The sequence below is a fragment of the Nocardia sp. NPDC059691 genome, assembly GCF_042733915.1.
GTDB lineage: Bacteria > Actinomycetota > Actinomycetes > Mycobacteriales > Mycobacteriaceae > Nocardia > Nocardia sichangensis.
In genome coordinates this window covers 1-17,320 of record NZ_JBHWFB010000008.1, presented here as the reverse complement: position 1 = coordinate 17,320, position 17,320 = coordinate 1, and the positions used below count along the sequence as shown (strand labels likewise).

Sequence of the window (17,320 nt, the reverse complement as noted above, 5' to 3'; positions counted from 1 at the left end):
GATGCTAGCGAGCTAGATTCGTGCCATGTCACTGCCGTCGCGGATCCGCTTCGTCCGCTTGCTCGCGATCAGCGTCCTACTGGCCGCGATCGCCTTGCTGGGCGCTCCGACGATGGCGGCGGAACCGCAGCTACGGATGAACACCTATGTGGAGGATCCGGCCGGTGTGCTCGACCAAGGTCAGCGCGATCGGGTGCGCGGTGCGGTGGACCAGCTCTACGCCGACGAGCAGCTGCGGCTGTGGGTGGTGTACGTGCGCGGCTTCGACGGGATGCAGCCGCGGGACTGGGCCAGGCGCACCGCCTCGATATCCGGGTTCGGCCAACGGGACCTGCTGCTCGCGGTCGCCACCGAGGATCGCGCGTATTGGCTGGAGGGCGAAGCGCCCGGCGAGATCAGCGATTCCGAACTCGACGACATCCTGATCGGCCACGTCGAGCCGGCCCTGCGCGACGGGCGCTGGGCCGACGCGGGGGTCGCGACCGCCGCCGGACTGGACGCGGCCATGCGCGGCGGCGGGGTGAACGTCGGTGCCCTGCTCGTCATCGGCCTGCTGGTGATTGCGGTGGCGGGCGGCCTCGTCTGGTACGCGCGCAAACGGCGTCGTGAACGGTTCGAGGCCGAACTGGCGGCGGCACGGCAATTGGATCCGGAGAACGCGACGGCGCTGTCCGAACTGCCGTTGGAAGCGCTGCAAACCCGCTCTCGGGAGACGCTGGTGGAAATCGACAACGCGATTCGCACCAGCGGCGAGGAACTCGAGCTCGCCACCGGCGAGTTCGGCGCCACCGCCACCACGCCCTTCCGCACCGCCCTCGACAACGCGAGAACCGCTGCCGCCGCGGCGTTCGCGATCCGGCAGCGCCTGGACGACGCGATCCCGGAGACAGCCGACGAACAGCGCTCGCTGCTGGTCGAGCTGATCGGCAAGGTGGGGCGCGCCGACCGGGAACTCGACGCGCAGGTCGCGGAATTCGACGCGATGCGCGATCTGCTGCTCAACGCCTCGGCTCGGCTGGACGCCCTCACCAGAGATGTCGTCGACGTGACCGCCCGGATTCCCGGCTGCGAAACCGAGCTGAGCCGGCTCGCCGCCACCCATCCGGCCAGTGTGCTCGCGCCGATCGAGGACAACGTGCGGATGGCACGCGAGCGCCTGACGTTCGCGGAGCAGAACGTCGACGCGGGACGTGCCGCGCTCACCGAGCCGGTCGGCGAGCAAGGCGGCGCGGTCGCCGCCATTCGTTCCGCCGAGGCCGCGATCGGGCAGGCTCGCTCCCTGCTCGACGCGGTCGACAACGCGTCGAGCGCCATCCAGCAGGCCCGCGACGGCCTGCCGGGTGTGCTGGACGAGTTGCGCCGCGACCTCGCCTCCGCCGCCGAGCTCGCCGACTACGGCGGGCCGGAACTTGCCGACGCCCGCACCGCGGCGCAGTCCGCTCTGGAGCAGGCGACGGCCACGGGCCACATCGATCCGCTGAGCGCCTTCCACGACGCGGTCACCGCCGACGCGGATCTGGACCGCGCCGTCGCGGGGGCCACCGACCGCAAACTCGCCGCCGAGGACCTGCGCCGCAGGCTCGATCGAGCGCTCACGGACGCTCGCGCCCGTATCGGTGCGGCCGCCGATTACATCAGCACCCGGCGCGGCGGCATCGACGCCGAAGCGCGCACCCGCCTGTCGGAAGCACAGCGCAACCTCGACGAGGCGAACCGGTCGAGCGCGAACGATCCCGCCGACGCACTGCGGCGCGCGCAGGCGGCGGCAGATCTGGCCGGGCGCGCGCTCCAAGCGGCACAGGCCAGCGTGCGGGCATGGGAGGCGGACCGGGCGCCCTCCGGCGGCGCCCAGACCGGGGCGGTGCTCGGCGGCATCCTGCTCGAAGGACTGCTGCGCGGGGCGGCGAGCGGCGCTCGGCGCTCCGGGGGCGGCTGGAGCCCCGGCTCGTACGGTGGTTCCTCCGGTTCCCGGCGGATCGGCCGTGGCGGCAGATTCTGACACCGCGTGCGGCGATGGACCGGGATTCAGCGGCCCCCGGCCGCCGACAAGGCGGTCAGCTCGGCCCGAACCGCCTCGGGGAGGCCGTCGGCGTGTGCGCCGCCGCCGAGCACACCGACGGTCAGCTCCTGCGCGAAGGTGTACACCAGATAGGTGACCGCGGCCGACGCGCCCGCGGACGGGCGGGGATGCGCCGAGACGTAGACGATCTCGTAGTCGGTGAGCTCGAGCGTGGCAGGTGTGCGGAACTCCGGGACGACGCCGGTATTGGTCACCGCGATATGTCCGGCCAGCGAATGAATCCTGGTGGCGCCGTAGTAATCCGGGAAGTGCAGCACGGACTGCTGCACGACGCCTTCGGACAGGTCGCGCGTCAGCCGATCCGAAATGCGCTGTGCCAGTTCGACCGGACTGGCGGCCGGGTCCACCTCGGCCGCGAAGGAAGCCAGCCCGGCCATGTTGGTACCCGCCGAGGCGGCGACCGGCGGCTCCAGCCTGTTGCGCAGGTCGACCGGATACAGGCAGCCCAGAGCTTTTGTGCCGCCGTCTGTCTCACGAGCGTACGCGCGCAGCAGTGCGGCCGTGAGCAAACCGTTCACCGTCACACCGGTCTTGCGTGCGAGATCGGCGATCTGCGCGGTAGCCGCCCGGTTGAGCCGCACGCGTACAGGACGGGCGAGCGTACTCGGCGCGGGTTTCGCGTTATCGGACGGCACGTTCCTCGCCTCCAGCGCAAGCGGCTTGGTCACCTCCTCGAATCCGGACTTCGCGGCCGCGGTGATGCCCCGTTCCGCCGCATACCACTCCAAAGACTGCGGGAGCGCTTGTGGCGCAACGTTTATCGGCCGACCTTCGAGAACGCCGGTATAGAAATCCCATAGTCGGGACAGCAGTTCCACACAGTAGCCCGCGTCGGCGACGCTGTGGTGAGCGAACAGCGTGACACGCCACTCGTTCGCGCCCGAGCCCACGACGTCCAGATAGGCCAGCTGGACCGCCGGATCCATCGCGGGAACGCCGATCGCCGCCAGGTCGCCCTCACGCACGGAAACCGGGACCCATGCCCTCTCGTCCGCGCCGAACAGATATCCCAGTCCCGCAGCGTCTTCCACGATTCTGCAGCCGATCACCGGATACGCGCGCCGCAAGGTCGCGAATGCCTTCCGCAGCGCCGTCACATCGAGCGCTCCCCGTACCGACACCGACCGGCCCGTGTAGGTGCCATGCCGAACGAACCGCTGCTCCGACGGCGCCAGCACGCGAATCGGAGCTTCCTCATCCCACAACACACGGCAAGGGTGCGGCACTACCGGCACGGGCGCAAACCGACCGGGCGGATGCGGAAGACTGCCGGTATGAGTCTCGCGGCGCATCTGGAGCAAATCGGCCTTCCCACGGTGGAGGAACAACTCGCCCATCCCACCGTGCTCGGTATCGCCGAGGGCACTCTGCCCGAACCGGTCTTCCGGTCCTGGCTGGAGCAGGACTACCTGTTCCTGCTCGACTACGTCCGCGTGTTCGCCCGCCTCGCGTGGCAGGCTCCGGCCGCCCATCTCGGTGACCTGGTCGACCTCGCGCACGCCACCTACCACGAGGAGCTGTCGCTGCACCGCTCGCTGGCCGCCGAGTTCGGCGCGGACCTCGACGGCGCGGTCAAAGGCGCTCCGTGCACCGCGTACACGGCGTTTCTGCTGGACTCCGCCGCGTCCTACGGCGAGGGTCTCGCCGCGCTCTACCCGTGCATGTGGGGATACTCCACGCTCGGCGCCCGGCTCGCCCAGCACCCGCCCGCCGAACCGCGCTACCGCCGCTGGGTGGACACCTACGCCGATCCCGGATTCGCCGCCCTCACCCGCCGCTGCGCGCAGATGATCGACGAGTCCGGGGTTGATCCGGGTCGGGCGGAAGACCTGTTTCGCGAAGGGCTCCGGCACGAGCTGGCGTTCTGGGACGTTCCGCTCCGACCCTGATCCCCGGACGAATTCCTCGGTCCGCCGATGACTCCTGCCGGGCGGCTCCGTCTACCTGTACAGAGCACTGTCCCGGCATCGAGGAGACCCTTATGAACCGCCCCACCGTCGCGTCACGCGAGGAATGGCTGGCCGCGCGTATCAGCTTGCTGGCCGAGGAGAAGGCGATCACCCATCGCTTGGACGAGCTGGCGGCGAAACGCCGTGCCCTGCCGATGGTCGCGATCGACAAGGAATACGTCTTCGAAGGTCCCACGGGCCGCACGACCCTGCCCGAACTGTTCGACGGGCGCCGCCAGCTCATCGTCTACCACATGATGTGGCGCTGGGATCTGGACGCGGGCTGTCCGAGCTGCGCGATGCTGCTCGACAACGTCGGCCACCTGGCCCACCTGAACGCGCAGGACACCACGTTCGCGGCCGTGTCACGCGGTCCGTGGGAGACGCTCGACCGGTACCGCGAGCGTATGGGCTGGACCTTCCCGATGTACTCGTCGTTCGACAGCGACTTCAACTACGACTTCCATGTCACCCAGGACGAATCCCGCGCGCCGGTGGAATACAACTACCGTACGAAGGCGGAGTTGGAGGCACGCGGCCACAGCTATCACGGAGCGGGCGAACAGCCCGGCACCAGCGTGTTCTGGCGTGACGACGACGGCGCGGTGTTCCACACCTACTCGTCCTACGGCCGCGGCGGCGACATCCTCATCGGCACCCACCAGTACCTCGATCTCACGCCGTTGGGCAGGCAGAAGCACGTCGGCGAAGCGCTGCACCACGACAGTTACGGCAAGGCGGAATCCCATTGCCACTGACGACCACTCCGCCCCACCGGCCGAGTGGACCTAGGCTGACACGGTGAGTCAGGAGCACATGCGGGCGTCCGACGCCGATCGCGAGAAGATCATCGACCGGCTGCGCCTCGCTATGAACGAGGGCAGGCTGTCGCTCGCCGAATTCGATGATCGGCTGCAACAGGTATACGCCGCCAAGACCTACGGCGAGCTGACGCCGCTGCTGTCCGACCTTCCCGCACAACGGGAAGCACGGCCCGTGCGCGCCAAAGGCATCCCGCAGTGGATCACGATCATGTGGACGCCGTGGGTGTTCGTGAACGCGCTGTGCGTGGCGATCTACCTGGCCACCGGCGCGGGCTACTTCTGGCCGTTCTGGGTCGCGGTGCCGTGGGGTCTCGCGCTGCTCATCCCGACCACGATCGGCATCGTCACCCGCAAGAACAGCTGAAACGACAGTGCCCCGTGGCCCATCGGCCACGGGGCGCGGCGTCGTAGCTCAGGCGCCGATCAGGTGCTGGGCCAGGTAGCCCTCGACCTTGTCCAGCGCGATGCGCTCCTGGGTCATCGTGTCGCGTTCGCGGATGGTCACCGCCTGGTCGTCGAGCGTCTCGAAGTCGACCGTGATGCAGAACGGCGTGCCGATCTCGTCCTGGCGGCGGTAGCGGCGGCCGATGGCGCCCGCGTCGTCGAACTCGACGTTCCAGTGCTTGCGCAGCTGCGCGGCCAGGTCTTTCGCCTTCGGCGTGAGATCGGCGTTGCGCGACAGCGGCAGCACCGCCGCCTTCACCGGCGCGAGGCGGCGGTCCAGGCGCAGCACCGTGCGGGTGTCCACGCCGCCCTTGGCGTTGGGCGCCTCGTCCTCGGCGTAGGCGTCCACCAGGAAGGCCATCAGCGAGCGGGTGAGGCCCGCGGCCGGCTCGATGACGTACGGGATGTAGCGCTCGTTGGTGGTCTGGTCGAAGAAGCTCAGCTCGGTGCCGGAGTGCTCGGAATGCGTCTTCAGGTCGAAGTCGGTGCGGTTGGCGATGCCCTCCAGCTCACCCCACTCGTTGCCCTGGAAACCGAAGCGGTACTCGATGTCGGTGGTGCCCGCCGAGTAGTGCGAGAGCTTGTCCTTCGGGTGCACGAACAGTCGCAGGTTCTCCGCGTCGATGCCGAGGTCGGTGTACCAGGAGAACCGCGTCTCGATCCAGTACTTGTACCACTCCTCGTCCTCGCCCGGCTTGACGAAGTACTCCATCTCCATCTGCTCGAACTCGCGGGTGCGGAAGATGAAGTTGCCAGGGGTGATCTCGTTGCGGAAGCTCTTGCCGATCTGCGCGATGCCGAACGGCGGCTTCTTGCGCGCGGTCGTCATCACGTTGGCGAAGTTCACGAAGATGCCCTGGGCGGTCTCCGGGCGCAGGTAGTGCAGGCCCTCCTCGGACTCGATCGGGCCGAGGTAGGTCTTGAGCATCATGTTGAAGTCGCGCGGCTCGGTCCAGCGGCCGACGGTGCCGCAGTTCGGGCAGGCGATGAGCTCCATCGAGACCGTGTCGGGGTCGTCGATCTTGTTCTTCAGCGCGTACGCCTCCTGCAGGTGGTCCTGCCGGAAGCGGTGGTGACAGTTGAGGCACTCGACCAGCGGGTCGTTGAACACGCCCACGTGACCGGAGGCGACCCAGACCTGACGGGGCAGGATCACCGAGGAGTCGAGACCGACGACGTCCTCGCGGGCGGTGACCATGGCGCGCCACCACTGCTTCTTGATGTTCTCCTTGAGCTCGACGCCCAGCGGCCCGTAATCCCACGCCGACTTGGTGCCTCCGTAGATCTCACCGCACGGGTACACCAGACCCCGGCGCTTGGCGAGGTTGGCAACGGTGTCCACCTTCGACTTGGGTGCCACGCGAGAATTCTCCATCCACTGCGAGTCGGAATTTGCCTTGCATGAACACAATAGTTTTGTGTCATAGCCGCGATTGCGCCCAGCCTATCGGCAGCGTCCGCGGCGGTTTCAACCGCACGGTTCGGCGCGCCCGTTTGACATGCGCACCTGTGCATACGCAAACTGGTAATGCTTTCCATTAAGGAGTTGGTGACATGACCGCCGAGACCGCCGCGGCACCGCCGCACAACCCGTATCGGTCGCCGGGACCGGCGCCGGTACCCCCGCGAACCGTGCTGGAGGACGCGGGTGAGCTGTTGCGGGCGCTGGCCGCGCCGGTTCGGATTGCTATCGTGCTGCAGTTGCGCGAATCACCGCGGTGTGTGCACGAACTGGTCGACGCGCTCGGTGTCACGCAACCACTGGTCAGTCAGCATCTGCGTATCCTCAAGGCCGCCGGTGTCGTGCACGGTGAGCGTTCGGGTCGCGAGGTGCTCTACGAACTCGTCGACGACCATCTGGCGCACATCGTCGTCGACGCCGTCGCGCACGCCGAGGAAGGGTGATTCGTGCCAGACAACACGGCCGTTCCGCAGAAACCGGTCGGCATCCGCAGCACCAGGCAGCGCAGCGCCATCGCCGCGCTGCTCGGTGACATCGATGAGTTCCGCTCCGCCCAGGATCTACACGACGAGCTGCGCAGACGCGGCGAGGGCATCGGGCTGACCACGGTCTACCGGACGCTGCAGTCGCTGGCCGACGCGGGCATGGTCGATGTGCTGCGCACCGACTCCGGCGAGTCGGTCTATCGCCAGTGCTCCACCGGCCATCATCACCACCTGGTCTGCAGGCATTGCGGCCGCACCGTGGAGGTGGAGGGCCCGACGGTGGAGGCGTGGGCCGAGGCGATCGCCGGCGAGCACGGCTTCACCGAGATCAGCCACACCCTCGAGGTGTTCGGCACCTGCACGGCATGCGGGACGGCGCGCCGACGCGACCGGTGATCGCACCGATTCCCGGCGTGTCGGGTTAACGCGGCTGCGACCAGCGGAGATTCACCGGCGAGATCCTCGGAAACCCGGGCCGATCCGGGCTCGATACGAAGGATCCGCCATCTGCTGGGGAGGCAGCGTGTCAACGATCACCGACTCATCCGTACGCCCGGTGCGCCGCCGGGCCGTGACCGTCGCCGGGGCCGCGCTCGTCGTGGCCTCGGCGTTATTGCTTTCGGCGTGCCAGGACGAGGACGGCACTCCGGTGGCGGTCCCGTCGACCACCGCGACCGGAGTGGCCGCGGAGCCCGGCGCGGCGAACGGGCAGTCGACCGTCCGCACAGTCGGCAAGACCGGCTGGTACGACGGATTCGACATCACTGTGGACAAGGCGACCGTGGTGCCGGACGAATACGGCGGCGCGAAGGTGCGCGTCGACATCACCTACAAGAACACCACTCTCGACAACCACACGCTGAGCATCACGCCGTCGCTGCTGGTCGGCAAAGAGGTGGACGGCGGCGCGATCTTCGACAGCCCGACGGTGCCCGGCAACGGCTTCGCCACCGGCACCGCGACCACGTCGTTCAAGTCGGCCAAGGACGCCGAGCACCTCATCGACACGATGACCGTCGTGTACGGGGCGGCCGCCGACAACCAGACCAAGATTCCGCTCGCCGCGGCGGGCAAGGTGGACAGCGTCCAACCGAAGGCGCTGGCCGTCACCGGCACCCTCGTGCAGGACCAGACGACCATTCAGGTCACCGGCGGCCGGATCAGCCCGAGCTACACCAAGAACGAGAACGGCAAATCCGATCTCGCACTGCGCATCAAGCTCGTCGGCGGGCCCGGCATCGCCGCGGGCGGCACGAACATCTTCTACGACTACTTCACCGTCCGGACCCCCGACGGCCAGACCGTGGCCGCCGACATCCGCGGCCCGATCAACGAGTTGCTCAACGCGAACGAGACCATCGACAACCCGAAGAACTACGTGGTCTTCGTGGTGCCCTCCCCTGGCGCCGGCCCTTACACGGTGACGTACAACGCCCAGAAGCAAGAGGGCGCCGCCACCGCACCCACCCTGTCGTTCACGGTGGGTTGAGCCGACCGCCCGGACTCGGGGCGCCACACGAGGACGAGAACGGCTGCGGCCGATGGCCAAGCGCTGACGGCGGGCCGCCCTCCCGCGAGGGCGGCCCGCCGCGGTGACGGATTCAGCCGACCGGGATCGCGTCCCGGTCCGCGGCCTGCGCCTCGGCCGGACGACCGCGCACCGCGGCCGCACCGAGCAGCGCGAGCGCGACCGCGCTCCAGATCAGCAGTACCAGTAGCGGTCCGCTCGCGCCGATGCCGTCGAAGAACGCGACCGAGCGCAGCAGCGACGCGGCGGCGCCGGGCGGCAGCCACTGGCCGACGGCGCCCCACGGCTGCGGCAACAGCTCCGGCGCCGACGTGGCCGCGGAGAACGGGTTGCCGACCAGCAGCATCGTGAGCGCGGCGATGCCGATGCCTGCTCGCCCGAGCACGGCGGCGAGCCCGACCACCGCGCCCGCGACCGCGAACGACACCAGCCCGCCGACCGCCGCGAGCACCGGATACGGCCCGGGCACCACCGACAGCCAGCCCTGGATGATCGCCATGCCGAGCAGTCCGCCCGCGACGCCGAAGGTGACCAGTCCGAGCACTTTGCCGCCGATCGACGAGACCAGCAGTGCCAGCAGCACACCCGCCGCGATGCCGGACATCACCAGCGGCAACACCATCGCGCCGAACGCCGCGCCCCGTGGATCGTCGGAGTCGGCCGCAACCACGTCCTCGACAGCAACGGCGGGCGCGCCGGAGAGCTGCTGCCCGATCTGGGTGAGTTGCTGTGCGACAGCGGGACTCGCGCCGGAGGCGACCAGCATGCGCGGCGGTCCGTCGCCGGTGACGATCGCCCCGTAGACCTCCCGGTTCCGAATGGCGGCGCGGGCGGCGGCCTCGTCCGCGGGCGCGCTGATCTCGAAGGCGCCCGGACTGTGCTCGGCGAGCTTGCCGGTGACCATCGCCGCCTGCGGACCGGTGACGGCCAGCGGCAGGTCACGGGGCGCGATGTGCGCGGCGGGCCAGGCGAACGCGATCAGCATCAGCGCTTGGAGCAGGGTGGCGCCGAGGCCGAGAGCGAACGCCCGCTGCGTGGTGTTCATGGCCTTCTCCCTAAAAATCGAATGCTCGTTCTTTTTAGTTGCGCCTACCGTCGCACGAGGTCATCCGGTTGTCAAGAACGGATATTCGTTTTATTTTGGGCTCATGCCCCGAGTCAGCGAAGAACACCTGGAGCGCCGCAGGCAGCAGATCATGGACGCCGCGCGGCGCTGCTTCGCCCGCAAGGGGTTCTACGAGACCTCCATGCAGGACGTGTTCACGGAATCGGGGCTATCGGCCGGTGCGGTCTACCGCTACTTCAAGAGCAAGGACGAACTGATCACCGCGCTCGCCACGGAGACGACGGTGGCCTTGCGCATCGCCATGGACGAGGCGATCCGCCGCGATCCACTGCCCACGCCCGCCGAACTGATCACCATGATCGCCGAGGAGGTGGTGCGGCGCAGCGGGCCCGACGGGCCGGTGCGACTGGCGCCGCAAGCCTGGGCCCTGGCCCTGGTGCATCCCGGGGCGGCGGTGATGGTCCGCGAGACGATGCTCGCGATGCGCGCGCTGTGGGTGACCTACGCCGAACGGATGCGCGACAAAGGCTGGCTACCCGCAGACGCCGATGTCGACGCCGTGGCCAAGGCGATCATCGGACTGCTGCCGGGATTCATCCTCCAGCACCTCATCCTCGGCGATCTCGACCCGCAAACGCTGGCGCTCGGCGTGCGCATACTGCTCCCCTACGGCGAGCCCGCGCGTCCGGCAGTCGGCTGACCCGCCGTCACAGCCAGCCGAGACGTTCGGCCGCGCGCACCGCTTCCGCGCGCGTGCTCGTGCCGGTCTTGCCGATCGCCGACGAAAGGTGGTTGCGCACCGTGCCTTCCGACAGGTGCAACCGCTTCGCGATGGCGCTCGCGGGCGCACCGTCGGCCGCCGCGGCGAGCACCTCGCGTTCTCGCGCGGTCAGCGGGGAGGTGCCCGCCGTCAACGTCTCCGCGGCCAGGCCCGGGTCGATCACCCGCAACCCCATCTGGACACGCCGCACGGCGTCGGCCAATTCCCTGGCCGGAGTGTCCTTGACGACGAAACCGCTCGCGCCCGCGTCGATCGCGCGGCGCAGATAACCGGGCCTGCCGAAGGTGGTGACCATCAGAATCCGCACGTCCGGGTGGGCGGCGTGCAGTTTCCCGGCCACGGTGATGCCGTCCATCCCGGGCATCTCGACGTCCAGCAGCACCACGTCGGGACCGGTCCGCTCGACCGCGTCGAGCACCTCGTCGCCACGCCCGACCTCGCCGACCACCTCCAGGTCGTGCTCCAGCCCGAGCAGCGCGGCCAACGCGCCGCGCACCAAAGCCTGGTCGTCCGCCAGCAACAGCCGGATCATGGCACCCGCTTCCTATTCCGGGATCGTGGCGCGAATGCGCACGCCCCCGCCCTCCGGCGTCGACAGCGTCAGTGTTCCACCCGCGGCGCGCACGCGCTCCCGCAGCCCGGCCAGCCCCGAGCCGGACGCGCTGTCGGCGGGGAGGCCGCGACCGTCGTCGACCACGTCGATGGACGTCGCGGTGACGGTCACGGCGCAGCGGCGCGCGGCGCTGTGCCGGATCACGTTGGTGACCGCTTCGCGCAGCACCCAACCCAGCAGTTCGCCCGACGGTGTGTCCGGCAGGCTCGCCGGTTCCGGCAGTTCCGCGTCGATGCTCGCGGCGGCCAGGGCGGTCCGCGCGTTGGCCAGCTCGCCGCGCAACGACACCTCCCGCAGGCCTCCGACGGTCTCCCGCACCCCGGCCAGCGCTTCGCGCGCGAGCCGTTCGATATCGGCCAGTTCGGTCCGCGCACGGTTCGCGTCGACGTCGAGCAGTCGTTGGGCGAGTTCGGTTTTCACGGTGATGACGGTGAGCGAATGGCCGAGGATGTCGTGCACGTCACGGGCGACGCGATTGCGTTCCTCGATGATCTCCAGTTCCGCGCGCTGCCTGCGAGCCAGCTCGGCGAGCCGGTCGCCGCGGAACCCGAGCTGTCTGGCCACCCACACGACCACGGGAATGAACGCGAGGTAGAACGGCGTCCCGCCCAGATGCCACGACGGCACCGCGAACGGGGCCACCAGCATGATCGTCATGATGACGACCACGACGACGGCGGAAGTGCGCAGCGGAAGCACGAACACGGCGACCACCGCGACATAGAGCGCCGTGGGCAGACCGTCCCCGCCGAGCAGCGCCCCCATCGTCACGGACAATGCCGCCATCGCGGCCAGCAGCAGCCAGGCCCTGCGGTCGACCGGTAAGTCGTCGGGCGCGCCGTCCTTGGCGTACCTGCGGAACGCGACGAACGCGACGACGATCAGCGCCGCGAACGCGAGCACGCACGCGATGGCGGCCACCGCCTGCGCGGGCTCGCCCTCGGCCCAGCGCCGCCTGATCGGTCCGATCAGATAGGCCAGCCAGACCAGCGACATGACAGCGCCGAACCAGCCCCTGCGCCGCCCATCGGGACCGAACGACTGCCAGTCGAGCATGCCGTCCACCAGACCGGCGGACCTTCTCGGCCGCGCGCCGCCCGCCGTCTTCATGTCCATGCGCCACCTCGCTGCGGCCGGGCGGGACGGAGGCGGCGGTGCACGGCTCGCCGGTCGTGGTCGATCATGGGAGGCGACGCTACCGGCACCGGTTCGCCCGGGACCGCGCATACGTCGCGGCTATGAGCAAATCCAGACCGCACGCGCTGTCCGCCGACGCCACGGAACGCCGTCCCACCGCACCGGCCGCGCACGGCGGAACCGGCCGTCCAGATAGCGGACCGGTTGCGCGGCCGGCGTTCAGCGCGCGGTGTCACGCCGGAACAACGCGGCCCCACCGAACACGAAGACCGCTGACCAGACCGCGACATCGACCACCGCCCCGAGGACCGACCCGCCGCCGGTGTCGCCGAACGGCAGCCGGGCCAGCGTGGCTACGCCGTTGGTCGGCATCACCTTCGACACGGTCGCGAACCAGCCGTGCAGCGGCATGAACAGTCCGCCCGCGAACGACAGCGCCGCCAGCACCGGACCGAGCAGTTGCATCACGTTCTCCGACGGCAGCAGATAGCCCACGAACAGGCCGAATGCCGCGAACACGAGCGAGCCGACCCAGGCGAGCAGAAAGCACTCCACCCACGCCGCGGGTGCGAGGTGGGCGCCGAGCGCCGCGCCGACCGCGAACACCGCGGCCACCGAGACGAGCCCGAGCACCATCGCGACCACGACCTTGACCGCGATGTACGCCACCGGCCGCAACGGTGTGAGCCGCAGCTGGCGGCTCCATCCCTGCGCACGCTCGACGGCGACCATCGCGCCGCCGCTGGTGGTGGCCAGCATCGCGCCGTACACCGCGATCGACACCATGACGTAGCCGGTCACGTTGCCCGAGCCGTAGGACTGGGTCCGGTAATCGGATTGCAGTCCGAAGATGACGAAGAACAACGGCGGCATGACCAGCGTGAAGATCAGGGTCCGCCGGTTGCGCAGCATGCGGCGCAGCTCCAGGCGCAGGAAGCCGAGGTTGAAGCCGCCGAGCGTGGTGGCGACGGGCCGGGAGACGAGTGTGGTCATGTCAGTGATCTCCTGCCGTGGTCAGCGCGAGGAAGGCGGTTTCCAGGTTGTGCGCGGTGATCTCCAGATCGACCGCGGCGGTGTGGTTCAGCAGAAATCGAGCGACGGCGTCGGAGTCCTTGGCACGCACCAGGATTCGGTCACCACGCAACTCGACGTCATCCACGCCGGGGATCACGAGCAGCCGGGCGGGGTCCGCGCCGGGCAGGGTCGCGGCGACGGTACGGCCCGCGGCCAGGTTCTTGATCTCGGCCGCGCTGCCGTCGGCGATGACCCGGCCCGCGCGCACCAGCACGATGCGGTCGGCGTAGGCGTCGGCCTCGTCCAGATAGTGCGTGGCGAACAGGACGGTGCGGCCGCGCCGCGAATCCTCCCGCATCGCGTTCCAGAACTCCCGGCGCCCTTCGACATCCATACCGGTGGTGGGTTCGTCGAGCACGATCAGCTCCGGGTCCGGCAACAGCGCCAGCGCGAACCGGAGGCGCTGGCGCTGACCGCCGGAGCACTTGCCCACCATGCGATCGGCGATCCCCGCGATGCCCGCACGGGCGAGCACCTCCTCGACGGGGCGCGGACTCGCGTGCAGCGTGGCCACCAGCCGCACCGTCTCCGCGACGGTGAGGTCAGGCAGCAAGCCACCGGATTGCAGCACCGCGGCGACGCGGCCTGCGGAGACGGCTCGCTCCGGCGCCGTGCCGAAGACCGCGACGGTGCCCGAATCCGGACGCGCCAGGCCGAGCAGCAGGTCGATGGTGGTGGATTTGCCCGCGCCGTTCGGACCGAGGAAGGCGACGATCTCCCCCGGCTCGATCACCAGGTCGAGCCCGTCGACAGCGTGCACCACGCCGGCCGGGGTGCGGAAACTCTTGCGCAGGTCGCGCAGCGCGACGGCGGGCACGGGCCGCCTCGGACTCTGGACCGCGGTGGTCGTTGCTGAAGTCATGCTTCTACGGTCGCGGGAAACCCGCCCCGGAACCTCGCACGGCTGTCACGACTTCGGCATGACAGATGTCATGCCCTCAGGGCAGCAGACCCTGCCTGGCCCGGCTCGCGTTGGACAGCACGAGCAGCAGCATGGTGGTGAGCGCCTTGTCGTCCAGCCCCGCGGCGGGGAAGGTGTAGCGCAAGATGACGTCCGCGAGCTTGCCGTGGCCGATCACGGTGAGTGAACCGAACTGCAGCGCGTTGTTGCGTTCGGCGACCCGCTTGTGCAGCTGCGGTTTCAGCTGGCGATCCCAGGCCAGCACGCAGGTGAGGCTCAGCACGTCCAAGCCCGGCGCCAGATTCACCGCGCGCAGCGACGACAAGGCGCCCTCGTACTCGAAGCCGAGCGACCCTTCGGCATCGACGCGCACGTCGATGCCGTAACTCGACAGGCAGGCCCCGGCCCGTGCCTGCAGTTCCCGGTCCGGGGTCACCGCCGCGTCCATGTCCGCGCCCCCGCTCACTTCGTGCCGCCGAAACGGCGGTCCCGCGCGGCGTACTGGAGGCATGCCTCCCACAGGTTGCGGCGATCGAAATCGGGGAAAAGCGTGTCCTGGTAGACGAATTCGGCGTAGGCGGACTGCCAGATGAGGAAATTCGAGCTGCGGAACTCGCCCGAAGGGCGCAAGAACAGGTCCACGTCCGGCATGTCGGGTTCGTCCAGGTATTTCGCCACCGTCGCCTCGGTGACCTTCTCCGGGTCGATCTCGCCAGCCGCCACCTGGCGCGCGATCTCCCTTGCCGCGTCGGCGATCTCGGCGCGGCCGCCGTAGTTGACGCACATGGTCAACGTCATCACCGTGTTGTCCTTGGTGAGTTCCTGGGCGACCTCCAGTTCCTTGATCACGCTGCGCCACAGGCGCGGTCGCCGCCCCGCCCAGCGCACCCGGACGCCCATCTCGTTCATCTCGTCGCGGCGCCTGCGGATCACGTCACGATTGAAGCCCATGAGGAAGCGCACCTCCTCGGGGCTGCGCCGCCAGTTCTCGGTGGAGAACGCGTACGCCGACAACCATTTGACGCCGATCTCGATGCAGCCCTCCACGGTGTCCATCAGCACCGCCTCGCCGCGCTCGTGCCCGGCGGTGCGCGGCAATCCGCGCTCCTGAGCCCAGCGCCCGTTGCCGTCCATGACGAGCGCGACATGGTTGGGTACCAGTTCCGGCGGCAGCTGCGGCGGCCGAGCTCCCGACGGATGCGGCGCGGGCGGACGCACGGCGCCCGCGGGCTCGGGGTCGGTCGCGGTGGCGGAGTCTCGGCGGAGGATCACGGTCTCTATCCTGCCTGATCGCCCGCGCCGCCCCCACTGCCCCGTTGCTTCCTCGCGAATTCCACGGTTCCGACCGGCACCGGTGACTTATTCTTTCCATATCGTGATACTGGGGAGGGGTTTCTCGAACGTGACCGATTTACCAGGGACCGGAACCGCGGCTGGTTTCCGCGCCACTCGTGAGTTGCTCGGCCTCCCGGTCCCGTGGTGCGCGCGGTTCTTCGCGGTCGCGGAACGCACCGTCGAGCGGTGGGAGAAAGGGGCCTTCCAGATCCCCGACATCGTGGCCCGCGAGCTCGCCGCCATCGCGGACGAGACCGAACAGGTGGTCGAGGCCATGGTCGACGCCATCGACGCCGGGGAAATCTCTCCCCGCCTGCACACCTACCGGACCAACGACGACTACTCCAAGCACGAGCCGGACACCCGCTACCCGGCCACCTGGCATCGCGCCGTGTGCGCCCGCGTCATGAACGAGTTGCCGCAGGTAGAGCTCCAATTCGTGGAGTAGGCGGCTGCCTCGCCTTCGCTCGGCCCGGCGCGGGCTGAGGAACGGACTTTGTCCGACGGCGCCCTCCCCTGCGGCTGCCTCGCCTTCGCTCGGCCCGGCGCGGGCTGAGGAACGGACTTTGTCCGACAGCGCCCTCCCCTGCGGCTGCCTCGCCTTCGCTCGGCCCGGCGCGGGCTGAAGAACGGGCCCCGCCCGACAGCGCCTCCCCTGCGGCTACCTCGTTTCAGCTCGGCCCGAGGACGAGTCCCGCCCGGCAGCGCCTCCCCTGCGACTGCCTCGCCTCCACTCAACCCCGCGCGGCTACATGCGGAGTTCGCGCGGCTGTGTCCTGGGACCGCTCGATCAACGGCAGGGTGCGCAGCTGACGTTCCAGATGCCACTGCAAGTGCGCCGCGACCAGCCCGCTGGCCTGCCTGCGCACCGCCTCGGGCGTCGCCTCGACCTGCTCCCACTCCCCGCGCAGCAACGCCACCAGCAGATCGAGCACCCCGGGGGCGGGTGTCGCCGCACCTGGTGGACGGCAATGCACGCACACCGCGCCTCCGGCCGCGACATGGAAGGCCCGATGCGGGCCCGGTGTCGCGCACTTGGCGCATTCGTCCAATGCGGGCGCCCAGCCCGCGAAACCCATGGCGCGCAACAAGAATGCGTCCAGGATCAGTTCGTGCGGGCGCTGTTTGGCCGCGATGGCACGCAGGGCGCTCGCGGTGAGCGCGTGCAGCCGGGGCGCGGGCGCACGCTCCTCGCCCGCCAAGCGTTCAGCGGTCTCCAAGATGGCGCACGCGGTGGTGTAGCGCCCGTAGTCATCGATGATGTCGGCGGCGAACGCCTCCATCGTGTGCACCTGGGTCACGGTGTCCAGCGTGCGTCCGGGATGCAGCTGCACGTCGATATAAGAGAACGGCTCCAACCGGGCCCCGAACCTCGACTTGGTCCGCCGCACCCCCTTGGCGACCGCGCGAACCAGTCCGTGCTGTCGGGTGAGCAGCGTGACGATGCGATCCGCCTCGCCCAGCTTGTGCTGGCGAACCACTACCGCCTCGTCCCGATACAGCCGCACCAGTGGAGTCTAATGCTGTGTTGTTTGGCCGCGCCTTCGCGCGGCGTGTTCGCGGCCCTCTTATGGCTCGCGTGTGCGCGACCGCCGCTTGGGGCCTCGTGGCGTTCGCGGCGGCCCGCCCACACCGCCCCGC

Annotated in this window: 19 protein-coding genes; 9 read left to right on the top strand and 10 right to left on the bottom strand. The window is 69.4% G+C overall.

All coding sequences use genetic code 11. The annotated features are described in order from the left end of the window. Positions 1-25 precede the first annotated feature (25 nt). Positions 26-1,999 (top strand): TPM domain-containing protein, encoded by a 1,974-nt coding sequence (locus ACFV2O_RS18610; RefSeq protein WP_379252872.1) that lies wholly within the window; start codon positions 26-28, stop codon positions 1,997-1,999. A 26-nt stretch (positions 2,000-2,025) separates the two neighbouring features. Here the strand turns inward: ACFV2O_RS18610 and ACFV2O_RS18605 are convergent, their stop codons facing one another. Next, a complete protein-coding gene (locus ACFV2O_RS18605; RefSeq protein WP_379252871.1) occupies positions 2,026-3,288 on the bottom strand; it encodes an acyltransferase in 1,263 nt (420 codons plus the stop codon). 66 nt (positions 3,289-3,354) lie between these two features. Between ACFV2O_RS18605 and ACFV2O_RS18600 the strand changes: the two genes are divergently transcribed. The 3 genes from ACFV2O_RS18600 (at position 3,355) to ACFV2O_RS18590 (ending at position 5,217) form a co-directional block, all read left to right on the top strand. Next, the gene (locus ACFV2O_RS18600) at positions 3,355-3,969 is read left to right on the top strand and encodes a TenA family protein (RefSeq protein ID WP_379252870.1); all 615 of its coding nucleotides are present in this window, start codon (positions 3,355-3,357) and stop codon (positions 3,967-3,969) included. 92 nt (positions 3,970-4,061) lie between these two features. Next, a complete protein-coding gene (locus tag ACFV2O_RS18595; protein WP_379252869.1) occupies positions 4,062-4,787 on the top strand; it encodes a DUF899 domain-containing protein in 726 nt (241 codons plus the stop codon). A 43-nt stretch (positions 4,788-4,830) separates the two neighbouring features. Then, on the top strand, positions 4,831-5,217 hold the full coding sequence (locus ACFV2O_RS18590) for a DUF1707 domain-containing protein (protein WP_355072496.1): 387 nt from the start codon (positions 4,831-4,833) through the stop codon (positions 5,215-5,217). 48 nt (positions 5,218-5,265) lie between these two features. Here the strand turns inward: ACFV2O_RS18590 and ACFV2O_RS18585 are convergent, their stop codons facing one another. Beyond that, on the bottom strand, positions 5,266-6,657 hold the full coding sequence (locus tag ACFV2O_RS18585) for a glycine--tRNA ligase (RefSeq protein ID WP_355072494.1): 1,392 nt from the start codon (positions 6,655-6,657) through the stop codon (positions 5,266-5,268). A 194-nt stretch (positions 6,658-6,851) separates the two neighbouring features. Between ACFV2O_RS18585 and ACFV2O_RS18580 the strand changes: the two genes are divergently transcribed. The 3 genes from ACFV2O_RS18580 (at position 6,852) to ACFV2O_RS18570 (ending at position 8,733) form a co-directional block, all read left to right on the top strand. Beyond that, a complete protein-coding gene (locus ACFV2O_RS18580; RefSeq protein ID WP_039796803.1) occupies positions 6,852-7,202 on the top strand; it encodes a helix-turn-helix transcriptional regulator in 351 nt (116 codons plus the stop codon). A 3-nt stretch (positions 7,203-7,205) separates the two neighbouring features. After that, positions 7,206-7,640: a Fur family transcriptional regulator gene (locus ACFV2O_RS18575; RefSeq protein WP_355072492.1), complete on the top strand. Its 435-nt coding sequence runs from the start codon at positions 7,206-7,208 to the stop codon at positions 7,638-7,640. A gap of 127 nt (positions 7,641-7,767) precedes the next feature. Further along, positions 7,768-8,733 (top strand): hypothetical protein, encoded by a 966-nt coding sequence (locus ACFV2O_RS18570; RefSeq protein ID WP_379252867.1) that lies wholly within the window; start codon positions 7,768-7,770, stop codon positions 8,731-8,733. A 112-nt stretch (positions 8,734-8,845) separates the two neighbouring features. Here the strand turns inward: ACFV2O_RS18570 and ACFV2O_RS18565 are convergent, their stop codons facing one another. Further along, on the bottom strand, positions 8,846-9,817 hold the full coding sequence (locus ACFV2O_RS18565; RefSeq protein ID WP_379252866.1) for a hypothetical protein: 972 nt from the start codon (positions 9,815-9,817) through the stop codon (positions 8,846-8,848). A 103-nt stretch (positions 9,818-9,920) separates the two neighbouring features. Here ACFV2O_RS18565 and ACFV2O_RS18560 point away from each other — a divergent pair, with 103 nt between their 5' ends. Further along, positions 9,921-10,538 carry a TetR/AcrR family transcriptional regulator gene (locus tag ACFV2O_RS18560; protein ID WP_379252865.1) on the top strand — a complete coding sequence of 206 codons (618 nt, stop codon included), beginning with the start codon at positions 9,921-9,923 and terminating at the stop codon, positions 10,536-10,538. Positions 10,539-10,545: 7 nt separating this feature from the next. On the opposite strand, the gene ACFV2O_RS18555 is transcribed toward ACFV2O_RS18560, so the two are convergent. The 6 genes from ACFV2O_RS18555 to ACFV2O_RS18530 all read right to left on the bottom strand — a co-directional run bounded on the left by ACFV2O_RS18555 (position 10,546) and on the right by ACFV2O_RS18530 (position 15,625). Next, positions 10,546-11,151, bottom strand: coding sequence for a response regulator (locus ACFV2O_RS18555; protein ID WP_379252864.1), 606 nt, complete (start codon positions 11,149-11,151; stop codon positions 10,546-10,548). 12 nt (positions 11,152-11,163) lie between these two features. Continuing rightward, positions 11,164-12,348, bottom strand: coding sequence for a sensor histidine kinase (locus ACFV2O_RS18550; RefSeq protein ID WP_379252863.1), 1,185 nt, complete (start codon positions 12,346-12,348; stop codon positions 11,164-11,166). A 240-nt stretch (positions 12,349-12,588) separates the two neighbouring features. Beyond that, positions 12,589-13,362 (bottom strand): ABC transporter permease, encoded by a 774-nt coding sequence (locus tag ACFV2O_RS18545; RefSeq protein WP_379252862.1) that lies wholly within the window; start codon positions 13,360-13,362, stop codon positions 12,589-12,591. A gap of 1 nt (position 13,363) precedes the next feature. Continuing rightward, the gene (locus ACFV2O_RS18540; RefSeq protein ID WP_379252861.1) at positions 13,364-14,305 is read right to left on the bottom strand and encodes an ABC transporter ATP-binding protein; all 942 of its coding nucleotides are present in this window, start codon (positions 14,303-14,305) and stop codon (positions 13,364-13,366) included. 76 nt (positions 14,306-14,381) lie between these two features. After that, complete coding sequence (locus ACFV2O_RS18535) at positions 14,382-14,792, bottom strand: YbjN domain-containing protein (protein ID WP_355072967.1); 411 nt, start codon at positions 14,790-14,792, stop codon at positions 14,382-14,384. A 14-nt stretch (positions 14,793-14,806) separates the two neighbouring features. Then, entirely contained in the window at positions 14,807-15,625 is an 819-nt protein-coding gene (locus ACFV2O_RS18530; protein ID WP_379253110.1) for an isoprenyl transferase, read from the bottom strand. A 121-nt stretch (positions 15,626-15,746) separates the two neighbouring features. Between ACFV2O_RS18530 and ACFV2O_RS18525 the strand changes: the two genes are divergently transcribed. Further along, complete coding sequence (locus ACFV2O_RS18525) at positions 15,747-16,127, top strand: DUF1870 family protein (protein ID WP_355072476.1); 381 nt, start codon at positions 15,747-15,749, stop codon at positions 16,125-16,127. 286 nt (positions 16,128-16,413) lie between these two features. Here ACFV2O_RS18525 and recO read toward each other — a convergent pair whose 3' ends face one another. Continuing rightward, positions 16,414-17,187: a DNA repair protein RecO gene (gene recO / locus ACFV2O_RS18520; protein ID WP_379252860.1), complete on the bottom strand. Its 774-nt coding sequence runs from the start codon at positions 17,185-17,187 to the stop codon at positions 16,414-16,416. Between the last annotated feature and the right edge of the window lie 133 nt (positions 17,188-17,320).

What these genes read in the sequence shown, in the direction of transcription:
- ACFV2O_RS18610 (WP_379252872.1), top strand. Translation starts at nt 26, where the DNA reads ATGTCACTGCCGTCGCGGATCCGCTTCGTCCGCTTGCTCGCGATCAGC.
- ACFV2O_RS18600 (WP_379252870.1), top strand. Translation starts at nt 3,355, where the DNA reads ATGAGTCTCGCGGCGCATCTGGAGCAAATCGGCCTTCCCACGGTGGAG.
- ACFV2O_RS18595 (WP_379252869.1), top strand. Translation starts at nt 4,062, where the DNA reads ATGAACCGCCCCACCGTCGCGTCACGCGAGGAATGGCTGGCCGCGCGT.
- ACFV2O_RS18580 (WP_039796803.1), top strand. Translation starts at nt 6,852, where the DNA reads ATGACCGCCGAGACCGCCGCGGCACCGCCGCACAACCCGTATCGGTCG.
- ACFV2O_RS18565 (WP_379252866.1), bottom strand. Translation starts at nt 9,817, where the DNA reads ATGAACACCACGCAGCGGGCGTTCGCTCTCGGCCTCGGCGCCACCCTG.
- ACFV2O_RS18560 (WP_379252865.1), top strand. Translation starts at nt 9,921, where the DNA reads ATGCCCCGAGTCAGCGAAGAACACCTGGAGCGCCGCAGGCAGCAGATC.
- ACFV2O_RS18555 (WP_379252864.1), bottom strand. Translation starts at nt 11,151, where the DNA reads ATGATCCGGCTGTTGCTGGCGGACGACCAGGCTTTGGTGCGCGGCGCG.
- ACFV2O_RS18550 (WP_379252863.1), bottom strand. Translation starts at nt 12,348, where the DNA reads ATGGACATGAAGACGGCGGGCGGCGCGCGGCCGAGAAGGTCCGCCGGT.
- ACFV2O_RS18545 (WP_379252862.1), bottom strand. Translation starts at nt 13,362, where the DNA reads ATGACCACACTCGTCTCCCGGCCCGTCGCCACCACGCTCGGCGGCTTC.
- ACFV2O_RS18540 (WP_379252861.1), bottom strand. Translation starts at nt 14,305, where the DNA reads ATGACTTCAGCAACGACCACCGCGGTCCAGAGTCCGAGGCGGCCCGTG.
- ACFV2O_RS18535 (WP_355072967.1), bottom strand. Translation starts at nt 14,792, where the DNA reads ATGGACGCGGCGGTGACCCCGGACCGGGAACTGCAGGCACGGGCCGGG.